The following is a 17,107-nucleotide window of genomic DNA, read 5'->3' as shown; positions in this document are numbered from 1 at the left end:
GCCTCAGTGGTCGTGCTCGGCGGTGGACTTCTCGATGTCCGCCTTGATGAGAAAACTCTGCTGGGTCACGACCGACTCGCCGGGCTTGAGGCCCGCGAGCACCTCCACACGGGTGGCGTCGCGTTTACCCAGGCGCACCGGTCGCTGCGTGTAGGTCTCGCCCTTGAGCACGTACACGACGTCTTGCTCGCCGTCGGTCTGCAGGGCGGTGAGCGGGATGGCGATCGCGGTGGGCTGCTCGTCGACCGTGATGCGGGCCCTGACCGCCGAGCCTGGGCGCCACATGCCATCGCTGTTCTTGATGCGCGCCCGCGCCACCGTGCTCTGGCTCGCGGTGGCCGTGCTGGGCAGGATCCGCTCGATGCGCGTCTCGGCCGACTCGCCGTCGCTCATCCGCGTGATGACGACCCCATTGCCCGGTCGGATGTGCTGAGCGTCGCGGCCGAAGATGTGCAGGTCGACCCATAGATCACCCAGGTTGGCGATCTCGTACAGCGCCATGCCTTCGTTCGCCACGGCGCCCACGGACGCGTCGCGGGCGAGGACCACACCGGAAATCGGCGCCGGCACGGTGTACGTCGTCAGGCTCAGATTGCTTTCGATCGTGGCCAGCGGCTGTCCGGCACGCACCGTGTCACCGACATTGGCGCGCAGCGAGCGGATGGGACCCGGGAAGCGTGCCTGCACCTTGGCGATGCTGCCTTCGACGGGTGTCAGCAGGCCCTGCACCTCGTGCTGGTCCGCGATGACACCCTGACCGGCATGCTCGGTGCGGATGCCCACCGATGCTGCACGCTGCGTCGGGATCTTCGTGGACGGCGCCTCTTCGGCATGGCCGTCGGCTTCGCCCTCGGCATGCTCATCGCCGTCTGCCTGTGCCTCGCCTTCGCTGTGCTGCTCGGCGTCCGCGTGTTCGGTGTTTGGGGCTGCCTTCTTGTCACCGCACCCGGCGAGGGCAGTGACGAGCACGAGCGCAGCCGCCACGATGGTCGTGCGGGTCATGGGGTGTCTCCCGTAGCGGCCTCACCCGGGCCTGCCACGAAGGGCTGGCCGGTGAGGCGCTGGATCTCGATGAGGGCGCGCTGGGCTTCAAGCGCGGCTTCCAATTGCTGCTTGCGGGCGGCTGTCCGTTCGGACTGCAACTGCGCCCATTCCAGATAACTGATCGCACCGGCGCGGTATGCACGCTCGGCCGCACTCTCGGCGCGACCGAGCTTGGGGATTACCTCGCTTCCCAAGCGGCGCACTTCCAGCTGCGCCGAGAGATACCGCCCGTGCGCATCGGCCAGCGTGGAGTAGAGCGACAGGTTCCTCGACTCGCGCTCGATTTCCAGCAGTGCGAGTTCAGCCTCGGCCACGCGGATTTCAGGCTGCGCCCGCTGGCGGGTGCCCAGCGGCATCGAGGCGCTGGCCACGAAGCCGAAGTCATCGGTGGCCTGCAGGCGACGCACGCCCACCTGCCAGTCGATGTCCGGCGTGGACTGCGTTCGCGCCAGCTGCAGACGCGCTTCGCGGATACGCTGCTCGCCGACGAACTGGGCGATCTCCGGCGTTCGCGCAAGCCAGGAGCCCAGCTCCTCGAACGAGGCAATCTTCGGCAGCGCCAAGGGGCTGGTGGCGACCACCTGGAAGTCCGGCGCTCGCTCACCCCAGAGGGCGGCCAGATGCTGACGAGCCCCGGCCTCGCGCTGGACAGCGCGGGCACGCTCGAGCTCGGCGCGGGCAAGCGCCGCCTCGGCGGTCAGCACGACCGATTCGGGCGAGGCCCCGGCCTGCAGGCGATGCTTTGCACCGGCGACGGTTCGACGCCGCTGACCGATGTCCAGGTCTGCAATCTCGCGCTGCTTCTGGGCTGAGACGACGGCGAGGTATCGGCGGGCAACCTCCGCGAGCAGGTCCAAGCGCTTGGACTCGCGCTGGACGGCGAGCGAGTCCAGCCGCGACTGCACGAGGGCACGGCGGGCATCGAGCTTGCCGCCGCGCTCGAGCACCGAGGCGAGGGTCAGGGTGAGCTCCGCGCCGGAGAGGCCGCTGGCTTCGCCGGTGCCGAGGATGTTCTCGGCTGAGGCACCGACCACCAGCGGCGGCTTGAAACTCGCTCGATCGAGTTCGGCAGTCAGGACATCGCGCTGGCCGGCAGCCAGGCGCAGGTCAGGATGGGCTTGCTGGACACGCGCGAAGGCGTCGTCCAGGGTCAAACGGTCGGCCGCGGCCGCGGGAAAGCCCGCAAGGCACGCAGCGACACACGCGGCCAGGGCCGCGATATGCACACGCATGGGTCACACTCCGATAGGACAGGACGGAATGCCGGCGTCGCCGGCGCGATCGTCAGGTCGTAATCGGAGGTCTGAAGGGGGTCTGCCAGCGCGCCATCGGCACGCTTGCGTTGGGCGGCCCGTGCACCCGAACGGCAGGCGCCGGGTTGGCCGCATCGAAGGTGATCGCTACCGCTGCTGCGGAGAGTTGGCCACAGCAATGCGCGAAGTGCAGGAGGGTGTGAAGCGCGCTGGCGTCATTGCCTTCGCCGGCCTCGCCCGCCTCATCGTGGTGCGTGCCGGCACCTGACGAGATGTCGAGATGACTGCCCGAGGGGTCGTGGGCGAGCTCATGGATCTCACCGAGTGAGGCCAGCACCGGGCGCACCAGCAGCGCGAGCGCCAGGATCGCGTAGGCGATCAGGCGCAGGCTGGCGGCGGAGCGGTGGCGCAGGCGGGAGGTCACGGCATCAGGATAGGCATTTCGGCCGGCGTACACTATTTCGCCGCCGAGCACGCCGGCGTGAGGCTACGCAACAGCTGCTGGTTGCCGCTGGGCGGCGAGACCGGCCGCCGCGCTTGCGATGAAGTCGCGGAGCACCCGGCGCTCTGACGGACTGTCGGTGAAGACCTCCAGCTGCCGCAGGTTTGCGGCCGCAAGCAGCTTCAGGGCGTTAGCACGGGCCCCGCGCAGGCTGGTCAGCGCCGGATCGATCGAGCTCGTTAGTTTGCTGAGCGTCTTCAGCGCGCGGCTGTCGAGGCTGTCGACATCGGCCGTCATGAGTTGCTCAAGCGCGGTCTCGATCGCCAGCAGCAAGGTACGCATGTCGTTACCGGCCGCGAGCGCGGTAAAACCCAAGAGGTGCCCGACCTGTTCCTCGACGGCGGTGGGGATCGATCCGCGCGACGCGTTACCTGCGCCTTCCTGCGCGGCGCGAAGACGATCGCGCTCAAGCTTCGTCAGCACCCGCTCGTATGTCAGCGCACCAGTCCCCGACCGCACGGTACGTGCGATGGCTTCGCGAACGCCCCTTGGGAGGCCACCCGTCCGGCCCAGCAATACGCCGATATGCACCTGCAGGGACTGAAGCGTTGGAGACCCGTTGCGCAGCGCATGAAGCTCGCCGCGCAGTCCAGCGACCCGGGACTGCAGGGCATGGAGTCGCTCCCGTCTCTCCTGGTCCTCGCGGCTCACCCTGAAGACCTTGCGCAGTTGCTTGAACTCGACTGAGAAGTAGCGGACACCGCATACGTTCCCGATGTTGGTCTCGCGGCCGTCCTTGGTGGTGATCAGGTACCCCTTGGCATGGGGCTGACGACAACCCGCCAGGCCGCAAGGGAACATGTCCTTGAAGTGGTACTGGCCAATGATCTCGGCGAGCACCGCTGTGCTGGGATCGAGATTGCGGGTGAACCCGGGGCGGCTCTCAACATCCTCCCAAGACTCGATCCGCACCAGGCCCTTCTCTGTCGACAGGGTGATCATCAAGCCTCCTGAAAAAGGCGGTGGGGGCATCAGGCCTCGAGCGGTGGCGGCCGCCGATCGCGCGAGGAGCCGAGCGGACCGGTTACCTCTTGGGCTTTTGGGTCAGGACGCTCCCCGCGAGCGTCTTGGTCGTCCGGTTGGTGCGTCCGTCATCGAGCGCTCGGGCCGCCGTCGTAGCGACCTTCGGCGACGTCGACTTGTTCGTACCTGCCTGCGAGAGCGCGCTGCCCGCGAGGGACTTTGCCGCTTTGCTGGCGGACGAATCCCGGAGCGTGTTCGATGCCTTGGTCGCTACGGGACGCGAGGTCTTTTCGTTCCTGGCCATAACTCCTCCGCTTTGGGTGATTTGATCAACGCTGGATCTGGCACGGCCCGGCGTGACGGGCGGCGCTCAAGCTGCCTTCGGCATAGCACGCAGCTGCATCTCTTCGACGTCGAGCGTGAAGTCGAGCGGGATCTGGATGCGCTCGGACGGCTGGCGCTTGTCGTTGTAGACGTCGACGTCGGTCTTGAGCTGCACACAGTCACCAACGATCTGCTGGCGTCGCTGCGCGAACGACTTCTGGAAGTGCGAGTGGGGCACGTTCGGGTCGTCCATGTCGCCCCAGAGCGCAATGGTCCGGGTGCCGCGCTTCTCAGTCGCCGCATGCTTGGCTCTGTAGCGACGGCCATTGCGGTCCACGCGGTATTCCTCGCGGAATACCTGGGCGATGTCGGTGGCGATCGCATCGATCACAGTGCGTGCATTGGGCTTATATAGCCCGCGCTCGTAGGCCCATTCGGCGATCGCATGCGGGTCGAGCAATGCATCCGGGCCCGCCTCGGTGCTGTAGCGGGTGACGAAGTCCCGGACGGCGTTGGAATAGGCAGTCATTGAAGCTCTCCTTCAGGCGCTGAGAACGCCCCAGCCGTCCGTGCGGGCGGCGGAGGTGATGATGTGGCGGACCTTGACCTGGTGCTTTCTGAGGAAGTCGTAGCGACCCAGACGACGCTGGAGCTGGCCCACCACCAGCCCAGGATGGATGCCCAGCCGCTGCGCGAAACCCAGAACCCGCTCCTCGGCGAAGAACGGACCGACTCGGGCGACGAAGCCCTCGAACTCATGGGCCGGTATGCAGAAGGCGGCGCCGGCCTTGTTGGCCGTCGCCTCTTCGGCGTCCACGTGATCGCATGAGCCATCGAGTTCGACGTCCAAGATGAAGTCCCGGTCGCGCCCATGACCCTGCAGCACGTGCTCGAGCTCGTGGCGCAGTACGAACCAGAAGTTGTCGATCCGATCCAGCCGAAGGGACATCACGACGACCGGCTTGTCGGCCGCCAGCCAGAAGCAGGCGCCATCGATCTTGGTCCCCGGGATGGGTTCGACGACCACGAATCGAACGCCGGCCTCCGCCAGAATGGCGGGCACGTGGCGGACCTCTTCAGGCGCCGACAGCAGCGCAGACAGCCTCGGCAGGGCCGCCTCGAGCCGCGCTTGCGTGAACTTGCCGACGACCATCTCGGAGGCGATCTGCCGGGCCCGGGTCAGCCATGCGAGTTGGAGCGGCGTCGCGTCCTGCTGGACGACGGTTCGCTTCGCCGCATGGGCCAGACGCACGGGGGCCTCCAGATCCTCGACGCCGAAAAAGGCGCGCAGGCTCTGTTCGAGGTCGCCGACATTGCGGCTCGCCGCGATCCAGCCACGCTTGACCATCTCCCGCACCGGGAACTTCGAATAGAGGTCCGCGCGGCGGGCAACCTGGCCGTCGCCGGCGGCAACCTTCGAGAGCTGGTATTGGCTCTCGAGGTTCATCCAAAGCTCCGGCCCGGTACCCAGCGCGTCGCCCAGCTGCACCGCCGTCTCGGGGGTGATGCCCTTCTTGCCGGCGATCAGCTCGTTGATGAGCCGGACCGGGCGCCCCATGATTTCGGCAAGCTCCGTCTGCGACCAACCCCGTGCTTCGAGCTCCTCCTTGAGGAACTCGCCGGGTGCGAATGTCTGTGCGATTCCCATCTCTCTTCCCCCGCCGCTCAGTGGTAGTCCACGATCGACACGATCACGATCGTCGTGCCATCGGGCTTCTGCGCCAGTCGCACGATCAATCGCCACTGCTCATTCAGCCGCATGGAGTACTGCCCCTCGCGATCGCCCTTGAGCTTTTCGAAGTGCAGCGACTTCAGGGCATAGAAGGCCCGGATATCCACGGCGGCACGGATCAGCTGCATCCGCCTGCGAAACACGGTGACCAGGGGCTGCGCCAGCCCGGCGGTAAAGGCCGCCTCGGCCTCCAGACGCTGCAAGTCCGGGTCTTCGAATTCGACCTGCATAGCCTACCGGCAGTCCCGTGAATGCACAATGAGGCTATTACACTAAGTGTAATACCGGCCGAACGCAAGAAGGCGGTCGGTGCCCCGGCCCGCGGCTGTAGTTGCGAGGGCAAGCGATCAATGGGTTGGGACTGCCCCTTCGCGGGAGCGGCTATGCCTGGCGGACGTTCGCCGGCGCGCGATAAAGAAGCCCATCCAAGGATGGCGCCAGCGTCCAGAACGCTGGTCCCAGTCCGGTCAGGCTTTCGACGAACAGTCGACTGGCAGCGCTCTCGGGCCTTGGATTGAAGGGGACGAAGCTGCACCGGTCCCAGTCCCCGCTGGCCAGACGACCCGCACGGCGGGTGAGCTCGGCGAAGGTGTCTTCCCGGAGACCGGGCGCCTCCGTCGAGCGGTGCCGCTGCGCCTGGGCGGCGGCGAATCGGGTGGCTGCCCAACAGCAGTAGCGCCACTGTGCGATCGGCAGGACCACCTTGCTCTCGCGCATTGCGAACGTCAGGTCCTGAGCCCACGCCGATTCGAGGTTGTACTTGGCCAGCTGGCTTTCGAAGAAGCGCTCGGCCTCGGTCACCACCAGCTCTTCCCAGATTCGTAGCCGGAGCGCCAGGCCGTAGTCGTCGCGCGGTACGTCCTGGAGGTAGTCGGAGAGCGCATTCAACAGGCCATCGCGGAGATAGGCGTCCCACACGTAGCGCCACTGGATCTGTTCGATAGGGGTGTCCTCCGCCCTCGGCTCCATCTCCCAGCGGGCGTCCGGCCAAGGTGCGTCGATCACCCCCAGCTCCCGGAGCGCGTGCATCGAGGCGAGCGTGGAGCGGCGGGTGGGCATGACCGGAATCCGGCGCTCGTGTGCCATCAGCAGCGATGCCATCGAAAAGCAGCCCCGCACGCCGAGATCATCGAAGGTGGGGGGCGCGATGACAGGCATCGAAACGGTGCGGTCCTGCTGGTCTCAATAGTAAGGATATCTTACTATCAATGAGCCCTCTTCTTGGTCACCCTATTTGGCTGTACCGATAGGAGCGGTTTTCCGTGGCAGGGCCGGGGCAGCCTTCACTGTTTTCGCGACGCTTGCGTCAGGCACGCGAGCGAGCGGCGTTATCCCAATACGAGCTCGGTCTGCGCGCCGGGTTGGATGCGAACGTGGCCGGCCCCCGGATCAACCAATACGAAAACGGTGTACACGAGCCGCGGCAGCAGACGGCCCAGCAGATCGCCGACGCGCTGGGCATCCCGCCCGCCTTCTTCTATACGCCCGATGACGACCTCGCCCGGTTGCTGCTGGCATGGCCGGGGCTGAGCAAGGACAAGCGACGCAAGCTCGCCGATCTGGTCGAGGGGAAGTCCAAGGCAGCACCTTTGCCCGCACCTGCGAAGAAGCGGGCGCGTCGCAAGCCGTAGTTTCGTGCGTCGGCGGGTTGCGGCTCGCTAGGCAGAGATCAGCCGCGGTAGCATCACAGTAAGGATTCCTTATGTGACGCAGGCATGACCGTAGCCCTCGATGCCCTGATGCAGCGGGCGATCACCAACCCGTCCGACGAGCCCGCGTTCCTGAGGGCGCTCCTGGATGCTGAGCTGTACGTCCATCGTCCCGAAGGCGACGATGATGACCGACTGCGGATCGTGCAGTTCAACCGACCCGACGGATTGCAGGTCATCCCGGTGTTCACGGACCTATTCAAGGCGCGGGCGGCATCGTCCCCCAGCGTCGAGATCGTCGGCCTCAAGGGCCGTGTGCTTTTTGAGGCGACTCGCGGCGCGACGTTCATGCTCAACCCGAACGACACCACCTGCACCCTCTACCCCGAGGAGATTGCCGACCTTCTTAGCGGTCGGCCTGTCGCGCGCGCTCCTATTGCCGGCAACGCTGCAGGGGTCGAGCTTGAGCCCGCCAACGACGACGATCTTTGGATCGGCCAGCTCGCGTGCGGGGCGCTCGAGCCCATTGAGGCCGTGACGGCGCTCTATCAGCTCAAGGCACATACCGGCGCCGCAGGCCCACCCGCAGCGCTGCTGGTGATCGGCGTTCCGGAGCAACACGCCGAGCGGGCCGCCCGCGCAATCGGTGCGCGCCTCGAGGCGAACGCGCACCGATTGAACTGCGCAGTCGACCTCACCGTTTTCGACCCATCCAAGCCTCCTCCGGACTGGCTCGTCCCCGTTATCGATTCACCGGTGTGGCGCCGCGAGCGAATCCATTAGGCACGAAGAACGAGGGGCCCCGGAGGGCCCCTCTGCATCACTTCTTGGTCTGCTCGCTCGACGCCCGCCGCCGCATCGACTCTCCCTTGAGTTCGAGCAGGTGGCAGTTGTGGAGGATCCGATCGAGCGTCGCATCCGCCACCGTCGGCTCGCCCAAGTACTCGTGCCAGGCGCTCGTGGGCAGCTGGGACGTGATCAGCACCGAGGCGGTCGGATAGCGATCCTCCATGATCTCGAAGATGTCCTGGCGCCCCAGCGGCGTAATCGGCGCGCTACCCCAGTCATCGAGGATCAGAAGACGCGGCTTGGCCAGCCGGGCACGCATCTTGGGAAGGCTGCCGTCCATGTGGGCGATGGCCAGTTCCTCGAGAAGGCGCGGCATCCGTTCGTAGACCACGGACATGCCCTTGCGCGCCGCCTCGCGACCGAGCGCACAGCCGAGCCAGGTCTTGCCCGTGCCCGTCGGGCCCGTAATGGCGACGTTCTGCCCGCGCTGGATCCAGTCGCACGTGAGCAGGCTGGCGACCTGGGCGCGATCCATCCCGCGCCGACCGGAGAACTCGATGTCCTCCGCACACGCGGTGCTGGCCTTGAGCTTGGCCTGCTTGAGCATCCGGCTGGTGCGGCGGTTCTCCCGCGCGTTGTGCTCGGCATCGACGAGCATGCCGAAGCGCTCATCGAAGGTGAGCGATTGCGTCACGGGCGTGCGCAGCTGCTGCTCGTAGGCCTCGGCCATGCCGCCGAGATGCAGGCTGGTCAGCCGCTGCAGGGTGGGGTTAGTCAGCATTGACCGCCTCCTTGGCGTAATAGTCGGGACCGCGGACGTTCGAATGCGCCGGCAAGGCAGGCGCGGCATCAGTCGCCTCCTGACCGCGCCGCTCCAAGCGGTTCTGAAGGATCGAGCGCACGCTCTTGCACACGGGCGACTTGATACGAAGCGCCTCACGGCACGCGTCCTCGAACCGCTGCGTGCCGTGGGTCTTGGCCAGGCCATGCAGCGAGCTGCACGCCCGCATGGCGAGCGCGGGGTGGCGCCCCTCGAACTGTGCGTTGATCAACTCCAGCGCGTTGGGGCCAATGCCGCTCGCCCAACTGCGATAGCGCTCGGGAGTCTGCTCACCCCAGGCGCGATGGTTATCCGGCTGGTGGGCCTTGTCGGTCGTCGTGCCGCCCTCCACGCGGCTGCGCTCGTGCGAGGCGACGCGCTCACGCTTGTGGAAGATTTCCACCATGCTGGCCGTCACCCGGAGGGTCACTTCCTCGCTCACGAGCCGGTGCGGCACGGAGTAGAAGTGCCGGTCCAGACTCACGTGGTAGTCCTGGCGGACGCGGATCGGGCCGTGCCAGTCCGCATACTCGAAGCGCTCGGCGGGCAACGGCCTCAGGGCGGGCTTGTCGAGCTCCTCGAAGCGCTGGATGCGGCTGGCGCGGTACTGGCGCATTTCACGCGCATTGAGCTTCACCATCTTTTCCGCCAGCGCCACATTGATCTCCGCGATCGACTGGAACGTGCGATTGCGAAGCGAGGCGATTGCCCAGCGCTCGACCAGGAGCACGCCGCCTTCGGCACGAGCCTTGTCCCGCGGCTTGGCCGGGCGCGTGGGCAGGATGACGGTGCCGTAGTGCCGCGCCATCTCAACGTAGTTCGGATTGAGCTTGGGCTCGGGACCCGGCTGAAGGACCGCAGCCTTCAGGTTGTCCGACGTCGTGATGGCGGGAACGCCCTCGAGCGCCTCGTACCAGGCCGCGTGCGCGGCAATCCACTGCTCGGTTTCCTGGGAGGGCACCGCGTACGCGAAAAGGTAGTCCGACACGCCGACCGAGGCCACAAAGACCTGGGCCTCGTGCACCTCCCCGGTCTCGACGTCCAGCCACGGGATGGTGGGGCCCGCGAAGTCCACCCAGCCGCGCTCCCCGGGCTGGTGCTGCTGCCGCATCACGACCTTGTTCTTGCGCGCCCACTCCCGGTACAGGTGGGTGTACTGGCTGTAGCCGTAGCCGTTGGGCTCGTTCTCCCGATACTCCAGCCACAGCAGCTGCAGCGTCACGTGCTTACGCTGCATCTCGCGGTGGATGTACTCGTAATCCAGCGGATTACGCCCGGCCCAGCGCGGGGGACGCGAGGTGAATCGAGCGACCAGGTCCTCATCACTCAGGGCGAGAAGCTCGGCGGTGTCCCACTGCTTCTCTTTCGCGAGCCGGCGATAGCGGCCGACGGTGTTGTAGGCGATATCGACCTGTTCGGCGATCTCGCGGTTACTCAACGACGTCGTCAACGCCAACTGGATGGCGTCTCTCAGGGTATTCATCGATTTGACTCCCAAAGGAGACCGCCACCCGGGAAGCTGCTGCGGCTTCGGCGGTCTCGGAACGGGAGGCGTGCGCTCTGTGTGATGGGCAGAGCACTTGACGGCGCAGGGTGGCGCCGGGGAGACTAACGGTGCTTGTCGTAAGACCCCGAACGCCCCGAGAGTGATGTCTCCGGGGCGTTCTCCTTTTTACGCCTTGGAAAGTGCAGCAGTCGGCTCAGTGATGTCCGGCGGCGGGCTCCTCGGCAGTTGATGGGGTAGGACAGGCTCGCTTGGCCCAGAGCCAGGCGGCGATATCGGATGTGGCAGCGAAGCGTCCCCGGCGGCCCTCCACCTCGAAGGTCCTGATGGGGAGGCGGCCACGCTGCTTGGCCTTCCGGAAGGCGGCCTGGGTGCGATAGCCCAGCGCCTTCGACAGCGCATTCCCGCCGACCACCGGGCCCAGGGTCTGGGTCAACGCAGCCTCATACGTCGCGAAGTTGGCTAGATCACGGGCGCCGATCGCCATGTCACGGTGGGTCCGATACGGGAACGCTGAGGCTAGCCATGTCCGGTCCAGCACGCACGGGTGTACCGGTTTGAGAAAACCACTACACCCTTGACGCGCGTGACCAAGCGTGACAGCGGGCGCGGTCATTGCCACGATTGCGAGATGGCGATTCCGTACATGCCCCCGCTCCCAACCGCCGAGGACTGGGCTGCATTCCACCTCGAGGTCCAACGGCGGCGCGGGGCAGCCTGCTTCGGCGCGGCGGCAGCCCACTTTGGGACGACTTCGCCCAAGACCCTTGAGGTCCGGATCGAGCAGAAGCGCTATGTCACGCAGTACGACGAGCGGACGTCGAGCGGGAAGTACATGCGCTGGTATCGGGACGGCGTGCGCCCCAGCGACGCCACGGCGGCTCGCATCAAAGAACGCTCCGGCGGCGCGGTCGACATCCGGTACTGGCGTGACCTTCCGCTGTGGGAGCTTCTGGACCCTACGCCGCCGCCGATCGACCGCCTACACCAGCTACTGGAAACGATGCCTCGGGGCATCGGCCGGCTTCTGTTTGGCGACTCGCCTGAATGGCGCACCCCTCGATTCGTGCATCACATTCTGGAGCGAAACGAGTACCACGCGATCCGAAACATCGGGTCGCTCGACGCGTTCATTTGCCTGCTGTGCCTTGCCTGTAAAGGTGACCTGCTGGATCACGACCCGAGCCACTTCATGCCCGCTCGGTGCGCGCTAGACCTGTTCCCACGCGTCGTGCATCGACATCCCGCCCTGGCATTCCAATGGGAGAAGCTATACGCGTGCCTGTCGCGCATCTTCTGGCGGCGCGCGTACAGCAACGGGGTGGGTTACGAGTTCGACATCGAAGTCACCCGGCAGAACCTGCTTGCCTTGCAGGAGGGACGGCCAGACGACATGAAGCTGTACTCCGGTCGGCGGGCGCCCCGCGGCGAGGAGCAGCAGGTGATCACCACCAGCGCATAGGCGCCAACCGATGACCGCTCGCCGGTCAGTAGCTACTTCGATCGTGGTGATCAGCGCTGATCATGACCGGTGCTTGATCCGTGTTGGTCGTCTAGCTGTTCAAGCTTCTCCGGAACGCTGACGCATCACGACCAGCGCACGCATACGACGAAGTAGCGGCCCGACAACTTGATGACCGCCCCTTCTGTAACCGCCGTCTTCGGTCCGAAGTCGATTGTTCTCAGCTTGTCGAGCTTGTCGGCGTAATCGTCCAGCGTATCGTCGAGCGCCTCGGCGAAGTCGCTCGCGATCTCGGCTTGTGCCTGTTCGTCGTTCTCGATCGGCTCGCTCCGATCCAAGCGAGCGGTGGAAACATAATCGAGATACTTGTCGCGAGCGCTCTGCAGAGCAGCGGTCTCCAACGACAGCATCGTTTCCCGGATGTGGTCCTTATTCCAATCCATCTGCACCTCGTCGCGTTGCAATTTGAAATGATAAGCCGATCGATCGCAGCAAGCCGTTGAAAGGCCGCGTTCCGCAGCCGGCGCCGTCATTCGTCGATGATGACGTGTTCGCCCTGGTAGGGGATCCTGATCAGCCGAGGATCCCGAATGATGCTGGTCACGAGCCAGACATACGTCTGTTCTGCGGTATCGAAGCCGAGAATGCTGAATGCGCCGCCGAACGGGCATGCCGGAAAGTCGGGGAAGCCTTCTCGAAGAACGTAACGCTCGGGTTCGCGATCGAATTCGGCCTTGTAGACCTTCCGCAGCCCATGCTTGCTCGGAACGTCTTCGTCGCCCGCAGGCGCTGTTTCACGATGTTCCAGGAGGCGCTCGGAAAGATCACGTTGGCAGATCTCGTCGAACACGTCGAAGGCATCAATCAGCAAACCTTTTCGCTCGGTCGCGGGATCGGTGATCGCGTAGATGTTCGAAGCATCTTCGGCACCGTCCCCGCTTTCGAGACGCAGCGCTGCGTCGACGCGAATGGAGCATGGATCGAGCATCGATCCCAGTTCGAGATCGACCAGGTTGCCGTCCTTGACGCGGTACTCGCGGTCATAGCCCTTCGCGACGAAGGACTGCACTGCTTCTAGAACGTCGGTCACTTGGGCTGTCATTGATGCACCTCGAGTTCACGTTGGGACGGAAGAGCGGCCGTGGACGGCGCGCGGCAGGCTGCTGGGTCTAGTCGCGGCTCGCGCGTAGCGATCACAGCCACTTGGCCTTCTTGAACCGCACGAACAGTAAGAGGCAGAACATCAGCATGACACCAAGCACGACGAAGTAGCCGTAAGGCGTGTCGAGTTCCGGCATGTTCTTGAAGTTCATGCCGTATATGCCTGCAATCGCTGTCGGCACTGCGAGGATCGCGGCCCATGCCGCAAGTTGGCGGGTGACGACCCCGATTCTCTGCGCTTCGAGAAGGCTGCTGAACTCGAATACAGTGGATAGCACCTGCAGGAGGCCATCGACCATGGACTGGACACGATCAACATGGTCGGCAACGTCGTTGAAGTAGGGCCGCACCTCAGCGCTGATGCAGGGAAAGTGTCCGCGCACGAGCTTGCGCACCAGCTCGGCCATAGCGCCAAGGGTGCGCTGAAAGCGCGTAAGCTCGCATCTCAGGCCGAAGATGCGAGCAACGTCGTCTCGCCCAAGGAAGTCGTCGAGCGATCGCCTTTCCATCGCAAGTACGTCATCCTCGATCATTTCGAAGATGGGCAGATACTGATCCACGATCCGGTGAAGGATCGCGTGGAGGACGTAATCGACGCCTTTTCCAAACTGGGCGGGCGAACGCTCGAGTTGCTCTCGAAGGTTGCCCAATGCACCAGCGTTGCCGTGGCGAACGGTGATAAGATGATTATGGCCAGTAAATATCGCCGTCTTGCCGTAACGTATTCGGTCCCCGACCAGCTCAGCCGTCTGGGCGACGACGTAAAGCTCGCCATTATAAACTTCGAGCTTGGGTGGGCATATCGGGTGCATCGCGTTGTCGATCGCTAAAGGATGCAGATTGTAGGTCGCCTGAAGCGCCCTCAGTTCGTTGACGGAGGGCTCGCTGAGCCCAATCCAGCAAAAGCCCGAACGGTTCTTGTCGAGTTCGACGCGCTCGTCGATAGCTACTTCCCGGATACGCCGACCCTCGTTGTAGTAATATGCGGCGATGACACTCATGCTGACCTCGCCGGAATGAGCAGCCCACGTTGGACTGCTGGGCGCGCGAGGCCGCGATCCAGCCACGCTTGGACATTCGAATGATTGCTAAGCCGCAGTAGGTCGCCGGCGTCGTAGGTGCCAACCAAGGCGTTGACCCAGCCGAGGGTCGCAATGTCAGCGATAGAATAGTCATCGACGATCCAGTCGCGCCCGTCCAGTTGGCGGTCTAAGACTCCCAGGAGGCGTTTGGATTCATCAGCGAAACGCTTCTGAGGACGCTTTTCCTCATAGTCCTTGCCGCCCCCGCGCAGGAAAAAGCCGAGTTGACCGAACATCGGGCCAATCGCCGACATCTGGAAGAATACCCAGCTTAGCGCCTCGTAGCGCTTGGCTGATACTCTCGGGACGAGCTGGTCGGCCTTCTCCGCCAAATAAACGAGGATCGCGCCGGATTCCCAAACGCCGATCGGCTTACCGTCTGGGCCCATTGGGTCGATGATCGCAGGTATGCGGCCATTCGGGTTTAGCGAAACGAAGGCCGGATCTTTGCTTTCGTTCTTAGAGATGTCGATAAAGTGCGGCTCGTACGGCAGGCCGATCTCCTCGAGCATGATCGAGACCTTGACGCCGTTGGGCGTGGGCGCGGCGTAGAGCTGCAGGAGGTCGGGGTTGGATGCCGGCCAGCGTTGTGCGATCGGAAACGACGAAAGGTCTGGCATGATGTGGCGATCCTAACAACTCGATGGCTGAGGAGCGGTATGACCGCTTGATTAGCTGGGTTTCGGACCCGCACCATCAGTGGATGCGGGTCCGATGGTGCGACCCAGGGGGGCTCAGCCGCAATTGTCGCTGCAGCTATTCCGCCGCCGCGCCGGCCTCAGCCTGGGTGTCGCCAGCGTCTTTACGCTTCGGGAGCACCCACTTAGCGCGCGGGAAATGGCAGGTATATCCGCCCGGCCTCTTCTCCAGATAATCCTGGTGCTCCGGCTCTGCTTCCCAGAAGTCACCCACGGGCTCGACTTCGGTGACGACCTTGCCGTCCCACAGTCCGGACGCGTCGACGTCGGCTATCGTATCTTCGGCGATGCGCTTCTGCTCCTCGTCGACGTAATAGATGCCAGATCGATAGGAGAGGCCGCGGTCGTTGCCCTGGCGGTTCTTTGTCGTCGGATCATGGATCTGGAAGAAGTATTCCAGGATATTACGGTAGCTCGTCACTGTTGGGTCGAAGGTGATCTCGATCCCCTCCGCATGAGTGCCATGGTTGCGATAGGTGGCGTTCGGCACGTCGCCGCCGGTGTAGCCGACGCGGGTCGAAACGATGCCGGGCTGCTTGCGGATCAGATCCTGCATTCCCCAAAAGCATCCGCCAGCGAGAACAGCGCGCTGATGCATGTTAAGCCTCCTCTACTTGGTCGAGATACTCGCCATAGCCCGCGGCTTCCATCTCATCGCGCGGGATGAATCGAAGCGATGCCGAGTTGATGCAGTAGCGCAGGCCGCCGCGGTCGGACGGCCCGTCCGGAAACACGTGGCCAAGATGGCTGTCGCCGTGCACCGAGCGAACCTCCGTCCGGACCATGCCATGCGAGCTGTCTCGCACTTCGTTCACGTGAGCCGCGACGATCGGCTTGGTAAAGCTCGGCCAGCCAGTGCCGGACTCGAACTTGTCCGTCGACGCGAACAACGGCTCGCCGGATACGACGTCAACGTAGATGCCCGCCTCCTTGTTGTCGTTATACTCGCCGGTAAAGGGTCTCTCGGTGCCGTCCTGCTGGGTGATCCGGCGTTGTTCCGGGGTCAGGCGTTCGATTGCTGCCTGCGACTTTTCAAACTTCATGGTGAGTCTCCATTACTTAGTTAGAGGGCCAGGCACACTACGTTCAACTTATCACGTCGATACTCACATCAACTATCGCAGTGGCTCCAACATTAATCCAATACGTCGTGCGTATAGTTTCTATACCGCACATGCCTCTTGCTTGGCGGGTCAACTCCAATCGTAACGGGCTGCAAGCTGAGCGACTTTTCGTATCTCGACCGGTGCCGTAGATCCGGACACGGTGGCGATCACGATCTCACGCTCCAACGCGAAGCCCTCGATCGGCCTTGTGATCAGGCCGTGGGTGGTGGCCGCGCGTTCGGGCAAAATGCATATCCCCCGCCCTTCGGCGACGACGCGCTGCACCCAGTCGTCTCGATCTGAGCGGAAGCGAGGGCGCATGCGCACCTCTCGACGCGCGAAGTGCTCGAAGATTTGATCGCGGCACTCGCATTTCAGTCGATCGACGAACGGGAAAGCAAGCAGGTCTTCACCACGAACGACTTCGCACGCCGCCAAGGGGTGATCTGCAGCGCAGCCGAGCACGAAGCGCTCCCGGAAGAGAGGACGCACATCAAGTTTACGATCCGGCCTTGATTCGCGAGGCAGGATGCACGCGTGATATTTGCCTGAGAGCACCTCCGACGTGTCCTCACCCGATTGGAGCGAGTGCAGTTTGATCTCGATGGACGGCACCTCTTCCAGCGCGCTGTCGAAAAAGGCTGTGAAGACCCTCGGGCCGACGCTGGAGGCGACAGCAATGTCGAGAACGCGATGCCGCCCCATTGCCCAGTTTTCCGAGTGGTGTCTTACGCTCTTCATCGCGACCAGCATTCGGCGGAATTCCAACTCGACGTCCTGACCCAGGCTCGTCAGCCGGCTGTTCTTCCCGTCACGATAGATGAGCGGTCCACCGAGTTCCTCCTCCAGGCGGCGGATCGCTCGTGTCAGGCTTGGTTGTGAGACACCACTGAGACGAGCAGCCGCAGTGAAATTCAGCGTCTCGGCCAAGTTGATGAAATAGCTGACCTGGTTGAGTTCCATAGAGATATGCTCGAAAGTTGGTGACGCTTGATCAGGCGGCAGCTTGAATGTGGCG

The 17,107-nt window shown here is 64.3% G+C and carries 21 protein-coding genes; 3 read left to right on the top strand and 18 right to left on the bottom strand.

The features are described from left to right. Positions 1 to 3: 3 nt before the first annotated feature. From SPK54_RS11790 to SPK54_RS11755, 8 genes are all read right to left on the bottom strand, one after another. On the bottom strand, positions 4 to 1,002 hold the full coding sequence (locus SPK54_RS11790) for an efflux RND transporter periplasmic adaptor subunit (RefSeq protein ID WP_330948089.1): 999 nt from the start codon (positions 1,000 to 1,002) through the stop codon (positions 4 to 6). After that, positions 999 to 2,276, bottom strand: a complete 1,278-nt coding sequence (locus tag SPK54_RS11785; protein WP_330948088.1) for a TolC family protein — start codon at positions 2,274 to 2,276, stop codon at positions 999 to 1,001. Before SPK54_RS11785 ends, SPK54_RS11790 begins: the two co-directional genes overlap by 4 nt. A gap of 52 nt (positions 2,277 to 2,328) precedes the next feature. Then, positions 2,329 to 2,721, bottom strand: a complete 393-nt coding sequence (locus tag SPK54_RS11780; RefSeq protein ID WP_330948087.1) for a hypothetical protein — start codon at positions 2,719 to 2,721, stop codon at positions 2,329 to 2,331. 63 nt (positions 2,722 to 2,784) lie between these two features. Continuing rightward, the gene (locus SPK54_RS11775; RefSeq protein ID WP_330948086.1) at positions 2,785 to 3,741 is read right to left on the bottom strand and encodes a hypothetical protein; all 957 of its coding nucleotides are present in this window, start codon (positions 3,739 to 3,741) and stop codon (positions 2,785 to 2,787) included. Positions 3,742 to 4,132: 391 nt separating this feature from the next. Beyond that, positions 4,133 to 4,615, bottom strand: coding sequence for a hypothetical protein (locus SPK54_RS11770; protein WP_330948085.1), 483 nt, complete (start codon positions 4,613 to 4,615; stop codon positions 4,133 to 4,135). Positions 4,616 to 4,627: 12 nt separating this feature from the next. Then, on the bottom strand, positions 4,628 to 5,734 hold the full coding sequence (locus tag SPK54_RS11765; protein ID WP_330948084.1) for a HigA family addiction module antitoxin: 1,107 nt from the start codon (positions 5,732 to 5,734) through the stop codon (positions 4,628 to 4,630). 17 nt (positions 5,735 to 5,751) lie between these two features. Beyond that, positions 5,752 to 6,048 (bottom strand): type II toxin-antitoxin system RelE/ParE family toxin, encoded by a 297-nt coding sequence (locus SPK54_RS11760; protein ID WP_330948083.1) that lies wholly within the window; start codon positions 6,046 to 6,048, stop codon positions 5,752 to 5,754. Between the two features lie 151 nt (positions 6,049 to 6,199). Then, on the bottom strand, positions 6,200 to 6,976 hold the full coding sequence (locus SPK54_RS11755; protein WP_330948082.1) for a hypothetical protein: 777 nt from the start codon (positions 6,974 to 6,976) through the stop codon (positions 6,200 to 6,202). A gap of 104 nt (positions 6,977 to 7,080) precedes the next feature. Between SPK54_RS11755 and SPK54_RS11750 the strand changes: the two genes are divergently transcribed. Next, positions 7,081 to 7,449: a helix-turn-helix transcriptional regulator gene (locus SPK54_RS11750; protein ID WP_330948081.1), complete on the top strand. Its 369-nt coding sequence runs from the start codon at positions 7,081 to 7,083 to the stop codon at positions 7,447 to 7,449. Between the two features lie 84 nt (positions 7,450 to 7,533). Continuing rightward, positions 7,534 to 8,250: an SseB family protein gene (locus SPK54_RS11745; protein ID WP_330948080.1), complete on the top strand. Its 717-nt coding sequence runs from the start codon at positions 7,534 to 7,536 to the stop codon at positions 8,248 to 8,250. Positions 8,251 to 8,287: 37 nt separating this feature from the next. Here the strand turns inward: SPK54_RS11745 and istB are convergent, their stop codons facing one another. The 3 genes from istB to SPK54_RS11730 all read right to left on the bottom strand — a co-directional run bounded on the left by istB (position 8,288) and on the right by SPK54_RS11730 (position 11,016). Then, entirely contained in the window at positions 8,288 to 9,037 is a 750-nt protein-coding gene (gene istB / locus SPK54_RS11740) for an IS21-like element helper ATPase IstB (protein ID WP_330948079.1), read from the bottom strand. Next, on the bottom strand, positions 9,027 to 10,559 hold the full coding sequence (gene istA, locus SPK54_RS11735) for an IS21 family transposase (RefSeq protein WP_330948078.1): 1,533 nt from the start codon (positions 10,557 to 10,559) through the stop codon (positions 9,027 to 9,029). The genes istB and istA overlap by 11 nt, the downstream gene beginning before the upstream one ends. Positions 10,560 to 10,776: 217 nt before the next feature. Next, positions 10,777 to 11,016 (bottom strand): hypothetical protein, encoded by a 240-nt coding sequence (locus SPK54_RS11730; RefSeq protein ID WP_330948077.1) that lies wholly within the window; start codon positions 11,014 to 11,016, stop codon positions 10,777 to 10,779. Between the two features lie 150 nt (positions 11,017 to 11,166). Here SPK54_RS11730 and SPK54_RS11725 point away from each other — a divergent pair, with 150 nt between their 5' ends. Further along, on the top strand, positions 11,167 to 12,042 hold the full coding sequence (locus SPK54_RS11725) for a hypothetical protein (RefSeq protein WP_330948076.1): 876 nt from the start codon (positions 11,167 to 11,169) through the stop codon (positions 12,040 to 12,042). Positions 12,043 to 12,167: 125 nt separating this feature from the next. Here SPK54_RS11725 and SPK54_RS11720 read toward each other — a convergent pair whose 3' ends face one another. The 7 genes from SPK54_RS11720 to SPK54_RS11690 all read right to left on the bottom strand — a co-directional run bounded on the left by SPK54_RS11720 (position 12,168) and on the right by SPK54_RS11690 (position 17,052). Next, positions 12,168 to 12,485: a hypothetical protein gene (locus SPK54_RS11720; RefSeq protein ID WP_330948075.1), complete on the bottom strand. Its 318-nt coding sequence runs from the start codon at positions 12,483 to 12,485 to the stop codon at positions 12,168 to 12,170. Positions 12,486 to 12,571: 86 nt separating this feature from the next. Further along, a complete protein-coding gene (locus SPK54_RS11715; RefSeq protein WP_068767775.1) occupies positions 12,572 to 13,144 on the bottom strand; it encodes a hypothetical protein in 573 nt (190 codons plus the stop codon). 91 nt (positions 13,145 to 13,235) lie between these two features. Next, complete coding sequence (locus SPK54_RS11710) at positions 13,236 to 14,204, bottom strand: magnesium and cobalt transport protein CorA (protein WP_049246565.1); 969 nt, start codon at positions 14,202 to 14,204, stop codon at positions 13,236 to 13,238. After that, positions 14,201 to 14,905, bottom strand: a complete 705-nt coding sequence (locus SPK54_RS11705) for a glutathione S-transferase N-terminal domain-containing protein (protein WP_049246564.1) — start codon at positions 14,903 to 14,905, stop codon at positions 14,201 to 14,203. The genes SPK54_RS11710 and SPK54_RS11705 overlap by 4 nt, the downstream gene beginning before the upstream one ends. A gap of 136 nt (positions 14,906 to 15,041) precedes the next feature. Next, entirely contained in the window at positions 15,042 to 15,581 is a 540-nt protein-coding gene (gene msrA / locus SPK54_RS11700; protein ID WP_049246563.1) for a peptide-methionine (S)-S-oxide reductase MsrA, read from the bottom strand. 1 nt (position 15,582) lies between these two features. Beyond that, positions 15,583 to 16,026 carry a peptide-methionine (R)-S-oxide reductase MsrB gene (msrB, locus tag SPK54_RS11695; protein WP_037520575.1) on the bottom strand — a complete coding sequence of 148 codons (444 nt, stop codon included), beginning with the start codon at positions 16,024 to 16,026 and terminating at the stop codon, positions 15,583 to 15,585. A gap of 150 nt (positions 16,027 to 16,176) precedes the next feature. Then, positions 16,177 to 17,052: a LysR family transcriptional regulator gene (locus SPK54_RS11690; protein ID WP_049246562.1), complete on the bottom strand. Its 876-nt coding sequence runs from the start codon at positions 17,050 to 17,052 to the stop codon at positions 16,177 to 16,179. Positions 17,053 to 17,107 lie beyond the last annotated feature (55 nt).

It is taken from the genome of Thermomonas sp. LB-4, assembly GCF_036409385.1.
GTDB lineage: Bacteria > Pseudomonadota > Gammaproteobacteria > Xanthomonadales > Xanthomonadaceae > Thermomonas.
This window is presented reverse-complemented; position numbering and strand designations above follow the sequence as displayed.